Here is a 22,714-nt window from a genome sequence, read left to right as displayed (position 1 = left end):
GAAAACAGCTCGTTCAGAATAGAAGTAACAATAATATAAAAGGGTGTACCAAATTAATTTGGTACACCCTTTTCATAGAAGAAGAAAAATAATTTTTCATTATTGGTCATCGGTAAAAAGTAACAGTGTGATTGGTTATTGGATGATTGGTTGTCCTTTGGCCATCACAAATCTCATTTTTACAAAAGTGGTCTTCTTCTATGCCTTGAAGCGGAGTCTCACCACTTCAAGGTTTAAAAGTATTTTTCACCATCAAAGTCTAGTTCAATGGCGTAGTTTTTCGCATTAATTAAGTTAGATAACCTATTAGCTTGTCTCTCTAACTCTAAACCTTTTACACGATATACTTCAGGATCAAACATAGCTACTTTTACAAGCGACGATGTTTCACCGTACGAATATACATGTTCTTCTTTCTTACTCACGCCAAACTCTTTACACTTTCGAGCTTTTGCACGTAACTGCGTTGCAAGTTCTATCGCTTCAACAATCGTTATATTCTCTCCGTTGAAATTCACTTCATTTCGGATATTTGCTTCATACATTAATTTATCTAAAAGACGAAAATCAGCGCGAACTTCATCTAGCTCCTGTTCAACTTGTACCAATGTACGCGTCTGTTCTGGAAGTGTATCACCTTTTTCAATTTCAACAAATCCAATTTGGTTCATCTCTTCTTCTAATTCATGTATTCTTTTCGATAATACACTTTTTAATTTTACAGCTTCTGCCAAAGAAATGTTAGACATAGTATCCCCCTTATATCTCTTCTTTCTGCTCCTCTAAAGTAGGTACTTTCTCTTTTTTCGGTTTCCCAAGCTTAATTACGAAGAAGTAAAGGGAAAGCAATGTAATAAGAAAAACAATTAAAAACGGGTATGGAGAATAAAAAGCACGCGCTGCCTCCGTTTTCCCCGCAACAAACTTCAATGACTCAATATCTAAAAACTCAGCAAACATTTGTACACCGAGCATACTAAACCAAAAAACAAAAAAACTAATAATAATACCAAAAACTTGCTTCAATCTCGTCATCCATCTCATCCTTTCTATATGTTTAATTTTTTAGCGCAATCAGTATAGTACAAACAAAACTATGCACAGAAAGGAACTATCTTACCATTCGCGAATTAATTTAATCCAACCTAAAATTGAAATTTGTAAAATAATACCCCAAATAACAAGTAGTCGTAACCATCTCGGAAAAAAAGTTACAAATCGAATATACCATTCCAATAATTTGTTCATAACGCCCTCCCCCTAAAATTATATAGGAAAAAGGAGATATAATCCAAATCCAACCAAAATGATACCACCTACTATCTCACCATATGTACCGAGCATACCTTTCGCATGCCTACCAATGAATAAACCAGTCCACGCTAATAACATACTAATAAATCCAAAGAGTAATATCGTAATAACTGTCTGTGCTCCGTAAATACCAAGACTAAGCCCTACTGAAAAACTATCTATACTAACACCAAATGCAAATACGAATAAACTAATTCCAATAGGGGCTGTTCTAGTCTCTTCATTCTCTAAAATAGAGGAATACACAATATAAAATCCTAGTCCTATTAATAAAATAGCACCTGCAAAATGTGCAATGTCTCCATACTGCTCTGATAAAAAACGACCTAATACCATCCCAATAAATGGCATAATAATATGAAATATCCCTATCGTCACACCGATATACAGGATCTGTCTTATCTTTAAGGCCATCATTCCCATACCAAGACTCACCGAAAATGCATCCATCCCTAAGGCGAATGCCATAATTATTAAAGGTATTAGCTGTTCAAACGTCATTCATGTCCCTCCTCGGACGTGCTACTTCACAATATGCTTATCCGAGGAGAAATATTCTGTTTGCTAATCGTACCTTATCATTCAGTAATAATATGATGTCCTGCCGCTTTTGTTAAGCGATTCATAATCGCGTTTCCTATTCCTTCATTCGGGAACGATTCACTAAAAATAACATCCACTTCACTTGCATCAAACGTTCTAAGTACATCATATAATTTAGTCGCAACGCTAGCTAAATCACTTCGAACACCACATGATAATACAACATCCGCATTATATATATGGTGATACTCTTCTGTCGTTAATACACCTACTTTGAATCCTTCTTCCTTCTTCTCATCCACAAGGCGCTGGATAAACTCACGTGATCCTTCAACGATACTGAGCGGCGCTTTCGGTGCATAATGTGTATACTTCATTCCAGGTGATTTCGGTTTTTCCTTCTCATCCTTTAGAGCTGGATCTAAAGAAACCGTGCCAATCACCGCTTCCAATTGTTCTTTCGTAATCCCACCCGGGCGTAAAATCGTTGGAATAGCGCTCGTACAATCAATTACAGTCGATTCAACACCGACTCCTGTTGCACCACCATCTACAATACCTGCGATTTTCTCATTTAAATCTTCATATACGTGAGATGCTAACGTCGGGCTTGGACGACCTGAACGATTCGCACTCGGTGCTGCAACAGGTACATTTGCCTCTTCAATAAGAGCAAGAGCTACCGGATGATCAGGCATCCTCACTCCAACTGTATGAAGTCCTGCCGTCACCTTCTCTGAAATTCCTTCTTTTCTAGGTAAAATAATTGTTAACGGACCTGGCCAAAAATGCTCCATCAACTTCTCTGCAACTGGCGGAATTTCCTTCACAATACCATCTAACTGCGATTTTGTACCGATGTGGACAATAAGTGGATTATCACTCGGTCTTCCTTTCGCCTCAAAAATTTTCGCAATCGCTTCATCATTCATCGCGTTTGCACCTAGTCCATATACCGTTTCTGTAGGGAAGGCAATCGCCTCATTTTCCCTTAATAATTTTGCTGCTTCTTGTAACTGTGGATAATATTTTTTTCTTTCCACAACATTATCCACAACCCACATATTTGTATGCATTTTTTCCCACGTCCTTTTCTACCCTGAAATACTTGTCTATTTTTAGTTTACTATGAGATTTATCCAAAAGACAAACAAGGTTTATCCACAAAATGTGGATAAACCTAATTAATCCGTGGATAACTTTGTGAATAGCTGACAATTTAGTATTATTGCATTTGGCTCTTTTATATTTTTACAAAAGTGTTCTAACTGTCGAATTCCCTCTGGTACGTTCTCTTTCTCTATCGTAACAAAGTCAAAAAACTGAAAGATCGTTATAGATTGTGGATGATTTGTTAGTAAGTACAATTGTCGAATATTTTTTTCTTTCATATACTGCAAAAACATTTCAAAAAAATATAAGAAAGTCTGTTTATCCACATTAGGTGTGAATAAACAAGAACGAATAAGTGCGTTTTCTTCACTTTGTTCATATCCAATGACTGCCCGTATTTCTTCCGCCTCTTCCAAAATCATAAACTGTGCGTACAACTCATTTATTTTATCATCTTTTTTATTAGCTTGTACGAAAAAAGAATGCAATCTTTCCACATCTGCTTTCGTCGCAAAATATACCTTCTTCATAATAAATCCCTCCTCTTTTTTATATATGAGAAGGGATTTACGAATAGTACTATTTAGAGAATAAAGATGTAAAAGCTTCTACAATAAATAACTTAACTTCCGGCTTTTCTTCTTTCTCTTCTACTTTTACATACTCATTTCGCTTTTCTTGTTTTTGTTCCACAGGTTTCTCCACTTTTCCCACAGTTTTTGTTTCCTCTTTACTTGCAGGTTGTTCTTCTACTTTCGTTTCATTTTTTACTACTTTTTTTTCAGAAGCTGTTACTTTTTTTGCGACTTCCTGCTTTACAACTTTCTTTTCTTTCACCTCATCCTCTTTTTTCTCTTCTGCATTTACTACTTCTTCATCATCTATTTGTTTCACTTGCTCCTCTTCAGGAGATTCAGCCTTCACAACATGTTCTTCTTTCCTTACAGCTGTACCACTTGAAAAATCTAAGAAACACATTGGTGGAAATAGTACACACCACCAGTTTGCCCCTTCACCTTCCCCAATTGTAATTAAGACTGCTTCATATTCCCCTGCTGGATAAATAAAATTCCCATATACCTTTGTAGGAAACTTTACATTTTTACTGAATTTCACTTGAAATGAATCTTTACTTCCTTCTTTTTTCAACGTATTTGCTACTGTTTTTTCGATTTCTGGAATATGACTTTGAATGACTTTGCGTGCCTCTTCAAATGAAGTTAAATCAGCTACCCATCCATCAATTTGTGCTTTTACTTCATCACGCACTTTGCGCTTTAACGCCTGGTCTTTATCTGAATCACTATTTGCTAAAATCCGTAATCGAACGGCCTCTTTCGGAATAACTGAAGGCCCTTTCGCATCAGCTTTCATATATCCAAACTGCACAAGTAACTGTGCACCAATTAATAATAGAAGAAGATAAGCAATAACTTGTTTTTTCATTTCCTCCACCGTCCCTTCTACAAACAGTGTGGACAGACTTTCATCTTTCTAAACTATTAAATTCAAAATCTATATGAATTTTTCCACAAAAAAATAGAGTAAGGTGTAAACCTTACTCCATCTCCGCAAATACCATACGATCTTTTCCATTAATATCAAAAACAACCTCAACATGAGCATGTGGAAATGCTTGTTGTAACAGCCCTTTCACATCCTCACCTTGCCCTACTCCAATTTCAAATGCGACAATTGCTTTCTTCTGCAACACATTCGGCAACTCTTCCATAAAGCGGCGATAGAAATCTAAGCCGTCTTCACCGCCAACAAGCGCTCTCTTTGGCTCATGCTCTTTCACCACTGGAGAAAGACCACGCCAATCTTCTTCCGGTATATATGGAGGATTTGAAACAACAACATCTAACTTTTGACCCGTTTCATAAAATGGTGATAATAAATCACCATGATAGAACGTTACTTCTGCGCCCAAAGTTTTCGCATTTTCTTTTGCAACTTCAATCGACTCCTGCGCAATATCTACCGTATACACATGAAGATTTTTATTTTCTAAAGCAAGTGTAATCGAAATTGCTCCGCTACCTGTACCAATATCTGCTACATGTATTTTCTCATCACCAAAATGACGCTCGATTCTTTCTAACACTCCTACTATAAGCTCTTCTGTTTCTGGTCTTGGTATTAATACTTCTTCATTCACAAAGAACGATCTTCCATAAAACATTTCATGACCAATCATATATTGAATAGGAATACCTTCTACATGCTTGTGGATAAACTCTGTAAAACTTTTTTCTTGTTCCGCAGTTATTTCTTCACGCATGTTCATCAATAATCCTGTTCTATTCGTCTTTAATACATGACAAAGGACAATTTCTCCCGCATTTTCATCTCGTCCATTCTCCTGTAAAAAAGAAGAAGCCCATTTCAGGGCTTCATAGACACGCATTACTCAGCTGCCTCCATCCTTTGAGCCTGATCTTCCATTACTAAGGCATTGATGAAATCATCTAACTTACCTTGTAAGATTTGATCTAACTTTTGAATCGTTAAACCGATTCGATGGTCTGTAACACGGTTTTGCGGGAAGTTATACGTACGAATACGCTCTGAACGATCACCCGTACCAACAGCTTGTTTACGGTTTTGATCATACTCAGCTTGTGCTTCTTGTCTAAACTTATCATAAACACGTGCGCGTAATACTTTCATCGCTTTTTCTTTATTCTTAATTTGTGATTTCTCATCCTGACATGATACAACTACACCAGTCGGTAAATGCGTTAAACGTACCGCTGACATCGTTGTATTAACGCTCTGTCCACCAGGTCCACTAGAAGCGAATGTATCAACACGAACATCTTTCTCATGAATATCAATTTCTACTTCTTCTGCCTCTGGTAATACAGCTACAGTTGCTGTAGATGTATGGATACGTCCACCAGATTCCGTTTCAGGAACACGTTGTACACGGTGAGCGCCATTCTCGAATTTCAGCTTCGCGAAAGCACCTTTACCGTTAATCATAAAGATAATCTCTTTATATCCACCTAACTCTGTATAGCTAGCCTCGATAATCTCCGTTTTCCAACCTTGCACCTCAGCATAACGGCTATACATACGATATAAGTCACCAGCAAATAAAGCGGCCTCGTCGCCACCAGCAGCTCCACGAACCTCAACGATAACGTTCTTATCATCGTTAGGGTCTTTTGGTACAAGTAAAATTTTCAGACGCTCTGATAATGTTTTTTCTTGTGATTCTAACTCAGAAACCTCTTCTTTTACCATTTCACGCATTTCTGCGTCTAACTTATCTTCTAACATTGCTTTCGCATCTTTTAATTGCTCACGAACATCCTTATACTCACGATACACCTCTACCGTTTCCTGTATATCAGACTGTTCCTTTGAATATTCACGAAGCTTATTTGAATCACTAATAATTGCTGGGTCGCTTAGTAATTCATTTAACTTCTCATAACGATTTTCTACAGCTTGCAAACGATCTAACACATCATTCACCTCTACATCCTAGTATCTAATACAAATAGTATATGGTACTTACTCAAAAAAACGCAAATTATATTTAAAAGCGTAAGCGGCTTGCTCAGAATCGCAGGCCATTGGAACCCTCGACCTTGAAGCGCTTTTTGCTTCAAGCGAGAGAGTGAAATGGCTGGAGATTCTAGCCGCTGAAGCTAGATAATATATTTAAAAGTGGCGGTGGCTCGTTCAGCTCTGACCAGCTAAAGTTCTTTCGACCTAAAGGTGCTTTTTACCTTTCGGGCGGAAGGTTCTTAGATGCGAAGAGCTAGCCACCAGAACTAGATATATTTAAAAGCGTAAGCGGCTTGCTCAGAATCGCAGGCCATTGGAACTCTCGACCTTGAAGCGCTTTTTGCTTCAAGCGAGAGAGTGAAATGGCCGGAGATTCTAGCCGCTGGAGCTAGATATCACAACTTAAAGCGCAAGTGGCTCACACCACTCACACTCTCTATTCTGAAAAAAACCCGCCTTGCGCAGCGAGTTTTACTTATCTTTGTTTGTAGGAACTGCATGACAATGACGACAGCGTGGTTCATACGATTCTGAAGCACCAACTAAAATAATCGGATCATCAAATGCCGCTGGTTCTCCATCAATTAATCGTTGTGTACGACTTGCCGGAGATCCACATGCAGAACATACTGCTTGTAGTTTTGTTACATGTTCAGCAATCGCCATCAGCTGAGGAACTTGTCCAAATGGTAGACCACGGAAATCTTGGTCTAAACCAGCTACAATGACACGATAGCCACGATTTGCCAATACTTGCACCACTTCCACAATGTCCCCATCAAAGAATTGCACCTCATCGATTGCAATTACATCCATTTCTTCAGTGATATGTTCAAATATATCTTTTGAAGCTGAAACAGGAACTGCTTTTACCTTTAATCCGTTATGTGATACAACGTCTTCTTCACTATAGCGATTATCAATACATGGTTTAAATACAATTGCATGTTGTTTCGCAAATTGCGTACGACGCACACGGCGGATAAGCTCTTCTGATTTACCAGAAAACATACTACCGCAAATCACTTCAATCCAACCGTTCTGATTTATTAAGTACATGAAGCTCTCCTTTCATCTACTTTTTAATTAAAAGTAGGGTAAAGGTATAATATTTTCGCAAAAAAAACAGACAAGCGAATAGATACACTTGCCTGTTTTATGTTTTTATTACTTAAGACCGTATTTCTTATTGAAGCGGTCAACGCGTCCGTCTGCAGTAGCAAACTTCTGACGTCCAGTGTAGAATGGGTGAGAATCAGAACTGATCTCAACTTTTAGTAATGGATAAGTGTTACCATCTTCCCACTCAACAGTTTCGTTAGATCCTCTAGTAGATCCGCTTAAGAATTTGAAGCCTGTGTTTGTGTCCATGAATACAACTTTCTTGTAATCTGGGTGAATTCCTGCTTTCATTCTTTTCATCTCCTTCCGCCCTGAATCATTTTCGAAACAGAGTTTTTCATCTTCAGCTGCATACACAACTATATTGATGAAACACATATGATGAAATTATAACAAGGCTAACTTCATTTTGCAACTACCTGTTTTTGTCTTTTTAATTTTAAAAGCGCAAGCGGCTCGCTCAGCTCTGACCAGCTAAGGTTCTTTCGACCTAAAGGTGCTTTTTACCTTTCGGGCGGAAGGTTCTTAGATGCGAAGAGCTAGCCACCGGAACTGGATATCATTTAAAAGCAGAAGCGGCTCTCTCAGAATCGCAGGCTATTTAGAACTCTCGACCTTGAAGCGCTTTTTGCTTCGAGCGAGAGAGTGAAATGACCGGAGATTCTAGCCGCTGGAGCTGGATATTATCTTAAAATGGAGGCCGCTCATCCAACTAGAACCAACTAATGCCCTTCCACTCATCTCTCTTTAAGATCACCTAAAAAACATAAAAAACTCGCTTACCATAAAATAAGCGAGTCCCAATCTTTTCCCTTTACTTCGTTGTTACATATCTTTTCGAATCTGCAACAATGTTTTGTAAAAATTCTTCATTTGTCTTTGTTTGACGAAGTTTACGTAAGAAACCTTCAACAAAGTCTGGTGTATCACGCATTGTTTTACGAATACCCCATAGCTTGTCTAAATGTTCTTTCGGAATTAATAGATCCTCTTTACGTGTACCAGAACGGCGAATATCAATTGCCGGGAAGATACGACGCTCAGCTAATGAACGATCTAAATGAAGTTCCATATTTCCAGTTCCTTTAAATTCTTCGTAAATTACATCGTCCATACGAGATCCTGTATCAACAAGAGCTGTTGCTAAAATTGTTAAGCTACCGCCTTCTTCGATATTACGTGCAGCCCCAAAGAAACGCTTCGGTCTATGGAAGGCAGCTGGGTCGATACCACCCGATAATGTTCTACCACTTGGCGGAATAACAAGGTTGTAAGCTCGCGCTAAACGGGTAATACTATCCATTAAAATGATAACATCTTTTTTGTGCTCTACAAGACGCATTGCACGTTCTAACACAAGTTCTGCTACTTTAATATGATTTTCTGGTACTTCATCAAAAGTAGAGCTTACAACATCTCCTTTAACAGAACGTTCAATATCTGTTACTTCCTCTGGACGCTCATCAATTAAAAGGACAATTAATTCAGCTTCCGGATGATTTGTTGTAACACTGTGTGCGATTTCTTTTAATAGACTAGTTTTACCAGCCTTTGGAGGCGCGACAATTAAACCACGTTGTCCAAATCCAACTGGTGCAATTAAATCCATGATGCGTGTCGGTAACTTTTTCGGTTCCGTTTCCAATTTCATTTGGCGATCTGGGTATAATGGTGTTAATGCAGGGAAATGCACACGCTCTTTTGCTGACTCTGGATCATCTCCGTTTACAGCTTCAACTTGTAATAACCCAAAGTAGCGTTCATTTTCTTTCGGAGGTCGTACTTTACCAGAAACCTTATCTCCATTACGTAAATCGAAACGACGGATTTGCGAAGCTGAGATATAAATATCTTCTGAGCTTGGAGAGTAGTTGATAGGACGTAGGAATCCAAATCCTTCTGATTGAATAATTTCTAATACGCCTTCCATGAAGAAGAAACCTTCTTTTTCTGCTCGAGCTTTTAAAATGGCGAAGATTAACTCTTTTTTCGTTAATTTGCTATAATACGAAATTTTAAATTCTTTCGCAAGCTCGTATAACTCTTTTAATTTCATGTTTTCTAATGCTGCAATTGACAAATTCATTCAGACACCACACTTTAACGTTATTCTCTTTTCACATGGGTAAAGGGAAAAAATACGGAAGGCAAATAATTAATAATGAAAGGCAATAAGTTCAAGTAGGGTAATATTCACTATTGTAACCCTTTTATCTAGTTTTAATCAATACGTTGAAACACAAATACAAGAAGCGAAGACAAGAAAATTTGTCTTCGCTTTTTATTTAATCCAGCTTCAGCAGCTAGAATGGTCGGTGGCTTCACTTCTTCCTACGAGGCACAAAACGCCTCTTCGTCAGGAGTTCCAATGCCTTCCCCTTCTGAGCAAGCCACCTCCGCTTTTTACTTAATAACCAAGTTCGGTTTTTTATTTAAGCTGTGACGTCCGTCTACGAAGCGTACTGTGCCTGATTTTGCGCGCATAACAAGGGATTGTGTTGTTCCTACGCTACCTTTAAATTGAACGCCGCGTAGTAGTTCTCCGTCTGTTACGCCTGTTGCTGCGAAGATTGCATCGTCACCTTTTACTAAGTCCTCCATGCGAAGGATGCGGTTGATGTCTTCTATGCCCATCTTTTTGCAACGCGCCAATTCAGCTTCGTTTTGTGGTAATAATTTCCCGTGAATTTCTCCACCTAAACATTTTAATGCAACTGCTGCTAACACACCCTCAGGCGCGCCACCAGAGCCGAATAAAATATCTACACCTGTACGATCAAATGCGGTGTTGATTGCACCAGCTACGTCTCCATCATTAATCAATTTAATGCGAGCACCAGCTTTACGAATTTCTTCAATAATTGCTTGATGACGTGGACGGTTTAAAACTGTCGCTACAACATCTTCAATATCTTTGTTTTTCGCTTTCGCAACTGCACGTAAGTTATCGATAATAGGCGCATCAATATCGACCGCCCCAACTGCTTCTGGGCCAACCGCGATTTTATCCATGTACATGTCAGGAGCATGTAACAAATTACCATGATCTGCAATTGCAATAACAGCAAGAGCATTCCATCCACCAGCTGCTACAATGTTTGTCCCTTCTAAAGGATCAACTGCAACGTCTACACGCGGACCATATCCTGTACCTAATTTTTCTCCGATATATAGCATTGGTGCTTCATCCATTTCACCTTCACCAATTACAACTGTACCTTTCATCGGAATTGTATCAAATACATCACGCATAGCTGATGTTGCTGCACCGTCTGCCTCATCCTTTTTCCCGCGTCCCATCCAACGCGCTGATGATAAAGCTGCAGCCTCTGTTACACGTACTAACTCCATAGATAAACTTCTTTCCACGATAATCCCTCTCCTTTAAGTCTTTATATTTCTGCCGTATTTTGTGAACCGTGTTTTTCTATAAAGTGTACTTCCGCAAGTAGTGATGCTTCGCTTCCCCCTCGCGGAAGTATCACTTATGCGTTCTTCATTTCTTCAATTTCTTGCTTTGTCATTTGTTCTCGCCAAATGTTTGCACCAAGCCCTTTAAGCTTGTCTACTATATTTTCATAGCCACGATCAATATGCTCAAGTCCGGTTACTTCTGTAATTCCATCCGCCATCAATCCTGCAATAACAAGAGCTGCTCCAGCTCGCAAATCACTCGCTTTCACTTTTGCACCTTGTAATAAAACAGGACCAGTTACGATAGCTGACCGACCTTCTACTTTAATTTGCGCATTCATGCGACGTAATTCATCAATATGTTTAAAACGTGCGCCATAAATCGTATCCGTTACAACACCCGTTCCATGCGCCTTTGTTAAAAGTGTTGTAAATGGCTGTTGTAAATCTGTTGGGAAACCTGGATATACAAGCGTTTTTATATCAACTACTTTTAATCTTCTATCACCGTTCACTGTAATCTGGTCATCATTCGTTTCAACTTGGACACCAGCTTCTCTTAATTTTGCAGTAACTGACTCCAAATGCTGAGGAATAACATTATCAACTGTTACTTCTCCTCCTGACGCAGCACCTAAAATCATATACGTACCCGCTTCAATACGATCTGGAATGATCGTATGATGACAACCGTGCAATGAATCCACACCATCAATTCGGATTACATCTGTACCAGCACCTTTAATGCGTGCTCCCATGCTAGTTAACAATGTAGCTACATCAATAATCTCTGGTTCTTTCGCTGCGTTTTCAATAACAGTTCTACCTTTCGCTCGTACAGCTGCTAGCATAATATTAATCGTAGCTCCTACACTAACAACATCTAAATAAATACGTGCCCCTCGTAGTTCATCTGCTCTTAAATAGATAGCACCTTGTTCATTCGTAACATGTGCACCTAACGCTTCAAATCCTTTAATGTGCTGATCAATCGGCCTCGGTCCTAAGTGACATCCACCTGGAAGCCCAATAACAGCTTTTTTAAAACGGCCAAGCATCGCACCCATTAAATAATAAGAAGCACGCAATTTTTTCACTTTTCCATTTGGTAAAGGCATTGCAACCATGTTAGAAGGATCGACTACCATCTCTTCCTCCTGTCCATACGTTACTCTTCCTCCAATTTCCTCTAGTAAGTCTCCTAACATTTTCACGTCCGAAATATTAGGGACACCACCAATAGTTACTGGAGTATCTGCTAAAATTGTCGCTGGAATTAGTGCAACGGCGCTGTTCTTTGCACCACTCACACGAATTGTTCCATTTAAAGCTCTTCCGCCCTCAATTAGCAATTTTTCCATATTGAGCTCCCTTCTTGTGAATGTATTTACTTTCTATATTTTTATAGAAAGCTCCCCCTTAAGAATCTCAATCACTCTTTCCACCCTAACACTCAATAAATAGGAAACCATCATCTTCATTTCTCCTGTAATACAAAAAGATAAAGATTAACTATTTATCGAATTTACTTTATCAATTTAGATACATTATCACATTTATTAATAGGACTATGCACATTATTTTCTATTTCAAAAACAAAATGATAAAATCTTTAGACTTGTTCACGCTTTCATTATACAACGAAAGGAAACCGTCTAAAAGAGTAGACGGTTTCCAAAACGGAATTTTATTCTTACGCTTTACCGTTAGAACCGAATTCGCGAATTTTACCAATAACAGTTGCTTTGATAGCGTCGCGGCCAGGTCCGATAAATTTACGAGGATCGTAAACTTCTTGGTCTTTGTTTAATACTTCACGAACAGCTTTTGTAAACTCAATTTGGTTCTCAGTGTTTACGTTGATTTTTGAAGTACCTAAAGAGATAGCTTTTTCGATATCAGCAGTTGGGATACCAGTACCACCGTGTAATACTAAAGGTACGCCAGTGAAGTCACGAACTTGTTCCATTTCAGCGAATCCTAAGTTAGGCTCACCTTTGTAAGGACCGTGTACAGAACCTAAAGCTGGAGCTAGGCAATCGATACCTGTTGCTTCAACAAGGTGCTTACACTCAGCTGGGTCAGCGTAAATTACGCCTTCAGCGATTACGTCGTCTTCTTGTCCGCCAACTGTTCCAAGCTCAGCTTCAACAGATACGTTACGAGCGTGTGCGTATTCTACTACTTTTTTAGTAGTTTCTACGTTTTCTTCGAATGGGTGGTGAGAAGCGTCGATCATTACAGATGTGAAACCTGCATCGATTGCTTCTTTACATTTTTCGAAGCTTGAACCATGGTCAAGGTGAATCGCTACAGGAACAGTGATGTTCATTTCTTCGATTAAAGCTTTAACCATAGCTACAACTGTTTTGAAACCAGTCATATGACGAGCTGCACCCTCAGATACACCTAAGATTACAGGAGATTTTTCTTCTTCCGCAGCAGCTAAGATAGCTTGAGTCCACTCTAAGTTGTTCATGTTGAATTGACCAACTGCGTATTTTCCTTCTAGTGCTTTGTTTAGCATTTCTTTCATAGAAACTAAAGGCATGGTGAATCCTCCTAAAAAACGTTTTTTGTATCCGATAAGTTCTTATCGCTGGTAGTATGACCAGAATAAGGTAAAATATGTATATCTACATACCGGACTTTTTTCTACACTCAATAGGATAACAACTTGTACTCAAAAACTCAACCGTATTCACCTGCACAATAGTCCATGTAAACGCTTTTTTCCATATTTTTTATAAAAAATTCATTTTTAAGCCTCTACAGCGAGTTCATTTCTCACCGCTTGACGAATTTCATCAATATCAAATGGTTTAGCAAAATGCATTAAAGCACCTAAATCTTTTGCTTCTTGGATCATATCAAGCTCTCCATAAGCAGTCATTAAAATCACTTTAATACTCTCATCAATTTCTTTTACATGCTTTAAAATCTCTATACCATCCATACCTGGAATTTTCATATCTAACACAACTAAATCTGGATTATCTTTTTTCACGATATCTAAAGCTTGAAATCCATTCGCTGCTTGGAATGTCTGATAACCTTCTTTTTGGAACACTTCATGTAATAACACACGAATGCCATATTGATCATCAACGATTAAAATTTTCCCTTCCATAACTCCCAACCTTTCTGTGTAAGTACAAGATTTAAAGCTTCTTATATCATAACGATTAATTTTCGCTATTCTTTACCAAATTCCTTCCTATTTCTTTCTTATTTTACCGTTTCCTATTTTGTTATGCCACCTTCGATTTCACCTTTCTAAAAAAATAAACTATAATGAAAGCCGGTAAACACGTACGAAGGGAGTAACATTATGTTAAAAATTTTTTCAACCCAATTAAGCGGTTATTTCTCCAGAGTTTCTCAAAAAGAGGAAATGAATATAGAAGATAGCGCCCGTCTACTTGCTCAAGCATTAGTTGGCGAAGGTTTCATTTATTTACATGGTACAAATGAAATGGAGGGCGTTGTTGCTGAAGCACTATTCGGTGCTGAACCAATGAAGCAAGCAAAACGATTTTTTGAAAATGGTAAAGAAGTAGAAGTAACTTCTGCAGATCGTGTGCTTCTTATTAGCCGTTTTTCAACAGATGAAGAAGTTGTAGCAATAGCAAAAAAACTGCAAGCAGATGGACACTCTATTGTCGGCATCTCTGCTATTCAAGAAGGCAATGAATCACTAGAACAATATACAGATGTACATATTGATACAAAACTGTTAAAAGGGCTTATTCCAGACGATGAAGGTAATCGCTACGGATTCCCAAGCTTAATGATAGCTTTATTTGCATATCACGGAATCAAATTTACAATCGATGAAATGTTAAATGAATATTAAAAAAAGCGCCCTATTTCAGGCGCTTTTTTATTACTTGCTCTCTTTATTCGTAATAGAAGCTTTTACGAAGTCATGGAACAATGGCTGTGGACGGTTTGGACGAGAAACAAGTTCTGGGTGGAACTGTGCTGCCACGAACCAAGGGTGATCTTTTAATTCAATGATTTCAACTAGACGGCCATCTGGGCTTGTACCAGAGAATACAAATCCTTCTTTTTCCATATCCGGACGGAATTGATTGTTGAACTCATAACGATGACGATGACGCTCATATACAACCGGCTCATTGTAAGCATTGTATGCATTTGTTTCTTCAGCAAGCTTACATGGATATAGACCAAGACGAAGTGTACCACCTAAGTCTTCTACATCTTTTTGTTCTGGTAATAAGTCGATGATTGCATAAGGTGTGTCAGGATTGATTTCAGAAGAGTTAGCTCCTTCTAATCCTAATACGTTACGTGCGAATTCGATTGATGCAAGTTGCATACCTAAGCAAATTCCTAGGAATGGAACTTTGTTTTCACGAGCATATTGAATTGCAACGATTTTACCTTCTACACCACGATCACCGAAGCCACCTGGTACAAGGATACCATCTGTGTCTCCTACTAATTCTTGTACGTTCTCTGCTGTTACGTGCTCAGCATTTACCCATTTCACTTCTACATCTGTGTCGAAAGAGTAACCCGCATGACGAAGTGCTTCTACAACAGAAATGTATGCATCTTGAAGCTCTACGTATTTACCAACAAGAGCGATTTTTGTTTTCTTAGAAAGGTTACGCACTTTTTCAACTAGCGCAGTCCACTCTGTCATATCTGCAGCTGGATTGTCTAATTTTAAGTGATCGCAAACGATTTGGTCCATATTTTGCTCTTGAAGAGATAATGGAACTGCATATAAAGTATCTGCATCGCGTGCTTCAATAACTGCTTTTGTATCAATGTCACAGAATAATGCAAGCTTGTCTTTCATATCTTGAGAAACAGGCATTTCTGTACGAACAACGATAATATTTGGTTGAATACCTAAACTGCGAAGCTCTTTAACGCTATGTTGCGTTGGTTTTGTTTTCATTTCACCCGCTGCTTTTAAGTACGGGATTAACGTACAATGAATGTACATTACATTGTCACGACCGATGTCGCTCTTAATTTGACGGATTGCTTCTAAGAATGGTAGAGACTCGATGTCACCAACAGTTCCACCGATTTCTGTAATAACAACGTCCGCGTTTGTTTCGCGACCAGAACGGTATACGCGCTCTTTAATTTCGTTAGTAATGTGAGGAATAACTTGAACTGTTCCTCCTAGGTATTCACCACGACGCTCTTTTTGAAGAACTGAAGAGTAAATTTTACCTGTTGTTACGTTGCTGTATTTGTTTAAGTTGATGTCGATGAAACGCTCATAGTGACCAAGGTCTAAGTCAGTTTCTGCACCATCATCTGTTACGAATACCTCACCGTGTTGGTATGGGCTCATAGTCCCTGGGTCTACGTTAATGTATGGATCAAACTTTTGAATTGTTACGTTTAAACCACGATTTTTTAAAAGTCTTCCAAGAGATGCTGCTGTAATACCTTTACCTAAAGACGATACTACACCGCCTGTTACAAAAATATACTTAGTCATGAAAAAGCTCCCTTCTATTTTGCTGTTATATAATCACCGTTGCAAAGCGCAACGTATGTAGATAACACTGTATCCATCTTATTGTTAGACTCTTTTTATTTTCTAAACAAAAAACAAAAAAGAAAATTGCTCCCCTCATCACATAAAGTAATAAGTAGGGAGCAATTTTCTTTTATATTTACACTTTAAAAGTATTATCGTCCTTTTTTAAAGAGCCCAAAAATGATTCTACATGGACGATAATGAAAAGTCAAGAACTACAGTTCTTCCTCTTCTTCTTCTTCAGTTTCATCATACTCAAGTTCTTCTTCAGCGAAGTCATCTTCATCGTCCTCTAAATCATCAAGATCATCGTCGTCTCCGTCTTCGTCTTCAAGAACCTTGTCCAAATCTTCTACATCATCATCTTCGTCTTCATTTCCGTCTACATCATCAAAGTCATCTTCATCTTCTTCAATGTAGTCGTCAAAACCGTCTTCTTCAACTTTACGTTTCTTCTTCGGTTTTGGTTGAGGCAAGATTTCTTCATCAATTTGCTCATATGGGTACCAGCTACGTAATCCCCAACGATTTTCTCCTAAATTAATGAAACGTCCATCGATGTTTAAGTCTGTATAAAATTGTGCGATCTTCGCATTAACTTGCTCTTGAGATAGTCCCAGCACTTGAGCGATTTCTTGAACCAACTCGTTGAATGTCGTTGCTTGTTTTTTATCCCCTAAAACGCTATGTACAACTTCAATCATTGAACATTCTTTTAGCTCTTCTGGTGAATATTGCTTAAAATCCACTTATGCGGCACTTCCTTTCATCAAATATAACCTTATATATAACGGCCTGCTTAAAAAAATCCATACTATTCATTATAAACAAAAGTCGCACAAATATGCTACAAAAAAAACGGGAAACTTTTATAGGGTAGTAAAATTATAATTTGTGCATTCCTTATTTCGGAAGCATATGGGCCCCTTGTAATACATACCTAATTTGCATGTCTGTATATTCCTCGAGCGTATATAGCTTTTGCAACGCCCAACGTCGAAATCCCCACATCTGTCCTTGTATAAAAATATTATGCGCAAGAAGCTGTATTTCTTTTTTATTTAATGTAAATGTTCCGTTTTCCGTACACTGTTCTAAAATATTCTCAAACATTCCTACCATTTGAAACTCCTTTTCTAATACGTACGGGAGTGATTCTTTCGGTAAAAAGCGTACCTCTTGATACATTATTAATACTTCTTCCTGCAATTCGTCCATCACTTTAAAATAATTCGTTATTGCTATCTTTAAACTTTCTACACTTCCTTTTTCCGTACAAACTACTTCCTCTAACCTTTCTTTTACATGTTCATAAATACTATCACAAACTAAATACAAAACATCATCTTTTGTACGAATGTATTCATAAAGCGTTCCAATACTAAATCCAGCTGCCTTTGCAATCTCTCTCGTTGTTGTACGCGGAAATCCTTTTTGTTTAAACAGTTGTACTGCACCTTTAATCATTTGTTCACGCCTTAACGCAACTAATTTTTCATCTTTCACTGATGCATGCACATTATGTTTAACCATCCCCTTCACCTCTCTATTATTTTTTGGAAGGAAAAAGCGTAGGAAAATACCTACGCCCTTGATCCTACTTCGTTAACATACGAGAAATTACGAGCCTTTGAATCTCTTGTGTTCCTTCATATATCTGTGTAATCTTTGCATCTCGCATGTATCGCTCTACTGGATAATCTTTCGTATAACCGTAACCACCAAATACTTGTACCGCTTCCGTCGTCACCTTCATCGCTGCATCACCTGCAAATACTTTTGACATCGCTGACTCTTTCCCATACGGAAGCCCTTCCGATTCCAGCCAAGCTGCTTGATATGTTAGAAGACGCGCCGCCTCCACATCCGTTGCCATATCTGCAAGTTTAAAGCCAATCCCTTGTTGCGCCGCAATCGGCTTCCCAAACTGATGACGCTCTCTTGCATATTCTACGGAAGCATCTAAAGCCCCTTGTGCAATACCGACCGCTTGCGCCGCAATACCGTTACGGCCACCATCTAATGTTTGCATCGCTATCTTAAACCCTTGTCCTTCTTCCCCTAGTAAATTCTCTACAGGAATACGGCAATCTTCGAACATAATTTCAGTTGTTGGTGAAGAGCGAATCCCTAATTTACTCTCCTTCTTCCCAACTGAAAATCCTGGTGTATCACTTTCCACTATAAATGCACTCGTGCCACGCTGCTTCGATTCAGGATCAGTTAATGCGAAAACAACATAAATATCAGCAATACCACCATTAGTGATAAATATTTTTGATCCATTTAATACATAATGGTCTCCATCTCTTTTGGCGATCGTCTTCATTCCACCAGCATCCGATCCAGACCCTGGCTCCGTTAAGCCGTACGCACCAATTTTCTTTCCTTCAGCCATCGGTCGTAAAAATGTTTGCTTTTGCTCTTCTGTTCCAAATTTAAAAATTGGCCAACCAGCAAGCGAAGTATGTGCAGACAATGTTACACCTGTAGAAGCACATACACGCGATAATTCTTCAATAGCAATTACATACGCTAAGTAATCGCTTCCAATTCCGCCGTATTCTTCAGGCCACGGAATACCAGTTAAACCAAGCTCGGCCATTTGATCAAATATTGCACGATCAAACCTCTCTTCTTCATCACGCTCAGCTGCCGTCGGTGCTACTTCATTCTTAGCAAAGTCTCGAACCATTTTTCTTATCATTTCATGTTCTTCTGATAGTTTAAAATGCATGCCCGTCTCCCCCTTATGCTTTTATAAAGCCCGGCTAATAACAAGTTTCTGTATTTCGCTCGTTCCTTCATATATTTGCGTGATTTTCGCATCACGGAAAAATCTTTCTACTGGATAGTCCTTCGTATAACCGTATCCCCCAAATACTTGCACCGCTTCAATCGCAACTTCAACAGCTGTTTTAGAAGCGAATAATTTCGCAATAGATGCTTCCTTACCACATGGTAATCCTTGCGCTCTTAGCGATGCCGCCCTATATACGAGTAATCGCGCCGCTTCTACACTAGTTGCCATATCTGCAAGTTTGAAGCCAATCCCTTGCTGCGCCGCAATTGGCTTTCCGAATTGCTCACGTTCTTTCGCATAATCAATCGCACATTCAAGCGCCGCTTCAGCAATCCCTAATGCTTGCGCCCCAATCCCAATTCTTCCAACCTCTAAATTCGCCATTGCTACCTTAAATCCTTGTCCTTCTTCACCAAGTAAATTCTCAGCCGGTACCTTCATATCCTCGAACGTAAGTTGTACAGTGCGAGAACCGAGCAGTCCCATTTTATGCTCATCTTTACCGATAATTAAGCCTGGTGTATCTTTCTCTACTATGAATGCAGAAATCCCACTCTTTCCTGCCTCTGGATTTGTAGAAGCGAATACAATATATGTACTTGCTTCACCACCATTTGTAATGAACACCTTCGATCCATTAATAATGTAATGATCGCCTTTCTTCACAGCTCTTGATTTCAAACTTCCTGCATCCGATCCTGCATTTGGTTCTGTTAATGCAAATGCACCTAAATATTCACCAGTCGCAAGTTTAGAAACGTATTTCTCTTTCTGTTCTTCTGTTCCGAAATATAAAATCGGGTTCATTCCAACTGACGTATGTACAGCTAAAATTACACCAACCGTTGCGCTTACCTTTGAAATTTCTTCAATTGCTAAAATGTAAGAAATAAAATCCATTTCTGCCCCGCCGTATTTTGCAGGCGCTGGAATTCCCATTAATCCAAGCTCACCCATCTTCTGCAAAATCTCTTTTGGAAACACCCCTTGTTCCATACTAGGAACAAAGGGAGCAATTTCCTTCTGTGCAAAATCTCGAACCATTTTTCTCATCATTTGTTGCTCTTCATTAAAACGAAAGTTCATATACTCCGCCTCCATTTGCTATAAATCCTTTTAATAATTTGGTAAGACCACTATTTTGTAACAAAGGGGGATTTATTCGTAAACGTAGAAACCACGACCTGTTTTACGTCCTAACCATCCTGCATTTACGTACTTACGCAGTAATGGACATGGGCGGTATTTACTATCACCTAAACCTTCATGCAACACTTCCATAATATATAAACACGTGTCTAAACCGATAAAATCAGCGAGCGTTAAAGGACCCATCGGGTGATTCATACCAAGTTTCATTACTTCATCAATCGCTTCTTTCGTCGCTACACCTTCATATAACGTATAAATTGCTTCGTTAATCATCGGCAATAAAATACGATTCGATACAAATCCTGGGAAATCATTTACTTCAACTGGTACTTTGCCAATTTTCTTCGTAATATCTTCAATTGTTTTGTATACCGCATCATCTGTAGCCAAACCACGAATAATTTCAACAAGTTTCATAACCGGAACCGGATTCATAAAGTGCATACCGATTACTTTTTCCGGACGTTTCGTTACCGCGGCAATTTCTGTAATTGGCAAAGATGACGTATTTGTCGCTAAAATTGCGTGTTCTGGAGCAATTTCATCTAAATTCGCAAAGATTTTCTTTTTAATATCCATTTTCTCGACAGCTGCTTCGATAATAAGATCCGCTTCCTTCACACAATCTAAATCAAGCGTTACTGCAAGACGGTTTAATGTCGCTTCCTTTTCTTCTTCCTTCATGCGCCCCTTTTCTACTTGGCGTGCTAAGTTTTTCGTAATAATAGCCAATCCTCTATCTAATTGCTCCTGTTTTAAATCTTGTACCTTCACATCGTATCCTGCCATTGCACATACTTGTGCAATTCCTGATCCCATTTGTCCTGCACCAATTACAACAATTTTTTGTACACCCATTTCTTCTTCCCCCTTAATTTTTAATAAACTATATATCTTCTAATCTTAATTAGTGAACTTCAATCATCACTGCATCGCCTTGACCGCCACCACTACAAATCGAAGCAATTCCAATTCCACCGCCGCGTTGCTTAAGTGCATGGATTAGTGTAACGATAATGCGCGCTCCGCTTGCTCCAATCGGATGTCCCATCGCTACTGCGCCGCCATTTACATTCAATTTTTCTGGGTCAATTCCTGCGATTTCTGTACTTGCAATTGCTACTGCTGCAAATGCTTCATTAATCTCGAATAAATCGATGTCTTCAATTGTCTTGCCTGTTTTTTCAAGCAATGCGTTAATTGCATAACCTGGCGTTCTCGGGAAATCTTTAGACTCCACTGCAATTGCTGTATGTGCCAAAATTGTCGCTAACGGCTTTCTTCCTTCTTGCTTTGCTCTTTCTTCGCTCATTAATACAAGTGCAGCACCACCATCGTTTAAGCCTGGTGCATTACCAGCTGTCACTGTCGCTGTTTTATCAAATACAGGTTTTAATTTTGCTAACTTTTCAATTGTTGTATCCGCGCGTGGCGCCTCATCCTTTGCAACGACAATAGGATCGCCTTTTCTTTGCGGAATCGTTACTGGCACGATTTCCTCTTCAAAACGTCCTTCATTATGTGCTGAAACCGCACGCTGGTGGCTACAATATGCCCATTCATCTTGCGCTTCGCGAGAAATTCCATCTTCCTTCGCAACTTCTCCGCCATAAACACCCATGTGTATACCTGAAAATGCGCATGTTAAACCATCAGCAACGTTTAAATCAACGACTTCGTTGTTGCCCATTCTATATCCCCATCTTGCTCCTCGTAAAATGTAAGGACTGTTACTCATCGACTCCATACCACCAGCTACAATCAATGATTGATCGCCAGTACGAATAATTTGATCCGCTAACGTAACCGCACGAAGCCCCGATGCACAAACTTTATTCACTGTTTCCGTCTGCACTTCCCAAGGGATTCCAGCAGCCCTCGCCGCTTGGCGCGACGGAATTTGCCCCTGCCCACCTTGAATAACCGTTCCGAATATAACTTCCTCAACATCACTAGCAGAAACATTTGCTCTTTCAAGCGCCGCTTTAATTGCAATCCCTCCAAGTTCTGTTGCTTTTACATCTTTTAAAGATCCTCCAAATTTTCCAACTGGTGTTCTTGCAGCACTTAAAATAACTGTTTTACTCATGTTTCTTTCCCCCATTTCATTTTTTAACACTGAGCGCTCGCTCGGTATCCCTACGTTGAGAAGAGGTGCAATCATTGCACCTCTTTCTAAAGTTGTATGCATTCCT

The 22,714-nt window shown here is 39.0% G+C and carries 24 protein-coding genes; 1 reads left to right on the top strand and 23 read right to left on the bottom strand.

Annotated features, from left to right (window positions below):
* Positions 1-233: 233 nt before the first annotated feature.
* The 16 genes from PDQ33_RS05160 to spo0F form a co-directional block, all read right to left on the bottom strand.
* On the bottom strand, positions 234-749 hold the full coding sequence (locus PDQ33_RS05160) for a hypothetical protein (protein ID WP_061131876.1): 516 nt from the start codon (positions 747-749) through the stop codon (positions 234-236).
* Positions 750-759: 10 nt separating this feature from the next.
* Positions 760-1,035, bottom strand: a complete 276-nt coding sequence (locus PDQ33_RS05155) for a DUF3935 domain-containing protein (protein ID WP_000197474.1) — start codon at positions 1,033-1,035, stop codon at positions 760-762.
* An 81-nt stretch (positions 1,036-1,116) separates the two neighbouring features.
* Positions 1,117-1,248 (bottom strand): hypothetical protein, encoded by a 132-nt coding sequence (locus PDQ33_RS05150; protein WP_001037628.1) that lies wholly within the window; start codon positions 1,246-1,248, stop codon positions 1,117-1,119.
* 18 nt (positions 1,249-1,266) lie between these two features.
* Complete coding sequence (locus PDQ33_RS05145; protein WP_000142468.1) at positions 1,267-1,815, bottom strand: manganese efflux pump MntP; 549 nt, start codon at positions 1,813-1,815, stop codon at positions 1,267-1,269.
* A 77-nt stretch (positions 1,816-1,892) separates the two neighbouring features.
* On the bottom strand, positions 1,893-2,933 hold the full coding sequence (locus PDQ33_RS05140) for an L-threonylcarbamoyladenylate synthase (RefSeq protein WP_061131877.1): 1,041 nt from the start codon (positions 2,931-2,933) through the stop codon (positions 1,893-1,895).
* A 108-nt stretch (positions 2,934-3,041) separates the two neighbouring features.
* Positions 3,042-3,500 carry a hypothetical protein gene (locus PDQ33_RS05135; protein ID WP_061131878.1) on the bottom strand — a complete coding sequence of 153 codons (459 nt, stop codon included), beginning with the start codon at positions 3,498-3,500 and terminating at the stop codon, positions 3,042-3,044.
* A 49-nt stretch (positions 3,501-3,549) separates the two neighbouring features.
* Complete coding sequence (spoIIR, locus tag PDQ33_RS05130) at positions 3,550-4,416, bottom strand: stage II sporulation protein R (RefSeq protein WP_270754979.1); 867 nt, start codon at positions 4,414-4,416, stop codon at positions 3,550-3,552.
* Between the two features lie 112 nt (positions 4,417-4,528).
* Positions 4,529-5,380 carry a peptide chain release factor N(5)-glutamine methyltransferase gene (gene prmC / locus PDQ33_RS05125; protein ID WP_001267033.1) on the bottom strand — a complete coding sequence of 284 codons (852 nt, stop codon included), beginning with the start codon at positions 5,378-5,380 and terminating at the stop codon, positions 4,529-4,531.
* Positions 5,380-6,447: a peptide chain release factor 1 gene (gene prfA, locus PDQ33_RS05120; protein ID WP_000887065.1), complete on the bottom strand. Its 1,068-nt coding sequence runs from the start codon at positions 6,445-6,447 to the stop codon at positions 5,380-5,382. The genes prmC and prfA overlap by 1 nt, the downstream gene beginning before the upstream one ends.
* Before the next feature lie 516 nt (positions 6,448-6,963).
* The gene (locus tag PDQ33_RS05115; RefSeq protein ID WP_000280862.1) at positions 6,964-7,551 is read right to left on the bottom strand and encodes a thymidine kinase; all 588 of its coding nucleotides are present in this window, start codon (positions 7,549-7,551) and stop codon (positions 6,964-6,966) included.
* Between the two features lie 108 nt (positions 7,552-7,659).
* On the bottom strand, positions 7,660-7,905 hold the full coding sequence (locus PDQ33_RS05110; protein ID WP_000643437.1) for a type B 50S ribosomal protein L31: 246 nt from the start codon (positions 7,903-7,905) through the stop codon (positions 7,660-7,662).
* A 523-nt stretch (positions 7,906-8,428) separates the two neighbouring features.
* On the bottom strand, positions 8,429-9,700 hold the full coding sequence (gene rho / locus PDQ33_RS05105) for a transcription termination factor Rho (RefSeq protein ID WP_001053898.1): 1,272 nt from the start codon (positions 9,698-9,700) through the stop codon (positions 8,429-8,431).
* 317 nt (positions 9,701-10,017) lie between these two features.
* Positions 10,018-10,983: a class II fructose-bisphosphatase gene (glpX, locus tag PDQ33_RS05100; protein WP_000442336.1), complete on the bottom strand. Its 966-nt coding sequence runs from the start codon at positions 10,981-10,983 to the stop codon at positions 10,018-10,020.
* 116 nt (positions 10,984-11,099) lie between these two features.
* Complete coding sequence (gene murA / locus PDQ33_RS05095; RefSeq protein WP_000413260.1) at positions 11,100-12,389, bottom strand: UDP-N-acetylglucosamine 1-carboxyvinyltransferase; 1,290 nt, start codon at positions 12,387-12,389, stop codon at positions 11,100-11,102.
* A 332-nt stretch (positions 12,390-12,721) separates the two neighbouring features.
* Positions 12,722-13,579, bottom strand: coding sequence for a class II fructose-bisphosphate aldolase (locus PDQ33_RS05090; protein ID WP_001131850.1), 858 nt, complete (start codon positions 13,577-13,579; stop codon positions 12,722-12,724).
* Between the two features lie 210 nt (positions 13,580-13,789).
* On the bottom strand, positions 13,790-14,158 hold the full coding sequence (gene spo0F, locus PDQ33_RS05085) for a sporulation initiation phosphotransferase Spo0F (protein WP_000398594.1): 369 nt from the start codon (positions 14,156-14,158) through the stop codon (positions 13,790-13,792).
* 201 nt (positions 14,159-14,359) lie between these two features.
* Here spo0F and PDQ33_RS05080 point away from each other — a divergent pair, with 201 nt between their 5' ends.
* On the top strand, positions 14,360-14,884 hold the full coding sequence (locus tag PDQ33_RS05080; RefSeq protein ID WP_000912421.1) for a DUF2529 domain-containing protein: 525 nt from the start codon (positions 14,360-14,362) through the stop codon (positions 14,882-14,884).
* Between the two features lie 30 nt (positions 14,885-14,914).
* Here the strand turns inward: PDQ33_RS05080 and pyrG are convergent, their stop codons facing one another.
* The 7 genes from pyrG to PDQ33_RS05045 form a co-directional block, all read right to left on the bottom strand.
* Positions 14,915-16,522: a CTP synthase gene (gene pyrG, locus PDQ33_RS05075; protein ID WP_000170454.1), complete on the bottom strand. Its 1,608-nt coding sequence runs from the start codon at positions 16,520-16,522 to the stop codon at positions 14,915-14,917.
* Positions 16,523-16,779: 257 nt separating this feature from the next.
* The gene (gene rpoE, locus PDQ33_RS05070) at positions 16,780-17,313 is read right to left on the bottom strand and encodes a DNA-directed RNA polymerase subunit delta (protein ID WP_000346283.1); all 534 of its coding nucleotides are present in this window, start codon (positions 17,311-17,313) and stop codon (positions 16,780-16,782) included.
* Between the two features lie 154 nt (positions 17,314-17,467).
* Positions 17,468-18,097, bottom strand: a complete 630-nt coding sequence (locus PDQ33_RS05065; RefSeq protein ID WP_000238604.1) for a TetR/AcrR family transcriptional regulator — start codon at positions 18,095-18,097, stop codon at positions 17,468-17,470.
* Positions 18,098-18,161: 64 nt separating this feature from the next.
* Positions 18,162-19,301 carry an acyl-CoA dehydrogenase AcdA gene (gene acdA / locus PDQ33_RS05060; RefSeq protein WP_000545521.1) on the bottom strand — a complete coding sequence of 380 codons (1,140 nt, stop codon included), beginning with the start codon at positions 19,299-19,301 and terminating at the stop codon, positions 18,162-18,164.
* Positions 19,302-19,322: 21 nt separating this feature from the next.
* Entirely contained in the window at positions 19,323-20,453 is a 1,131-nt protein-coding gene (locus PDQ33_RS05055; RefSeq protein WP_270754972.1) for an acyl-CoA dehydrogenase, read from the bottom strand.
* A gap of 72 nt (positions 20,454-20,525) precedes the next feature.
* The gene (locus PDQ33_RS05050; protein ID WP_000538858.1) at positions 20,526-21,377 is read right to left on the bottom strand and encodes a 3-hydroxybutyryl-CoA dehydrogenase; all 852 of its coding nucleotides are present in this window, start codon (positions 21,375-21,377) and stop codon (positions 20,526-20,528) included.
* Positions 21,378-21,426: 49 nt separating this feature from the next.
* Positions 21,427-22,710: an acetyl-CoA C-acetyltransferase gene (locus PDQ33_RS05045; protein ID WP_270394716.1), complete on the bottom strand. Its 1,284-nt coding sequence runs from the start codon at positions 22,708-22,710 to the stop codon at positions 21,427-21,429.
* Between the last annotated feature and the right edge of the window lie 4 nt (positions 22,711-22,714).

The organism is Bacillus cereus group sp. Bc031 (assembly GCF_027716265.1).
In the GTDB taxonomy this organism is placed as follows: Bacteria; Bacillota; Bacilli; order Bacillales; family Bacillaceae_G; genus Bacillus_A; species Bacillus_A paranthracis.
This window is presented reverse-complemented; position numbering and strand designations above follow the sequence as displayed.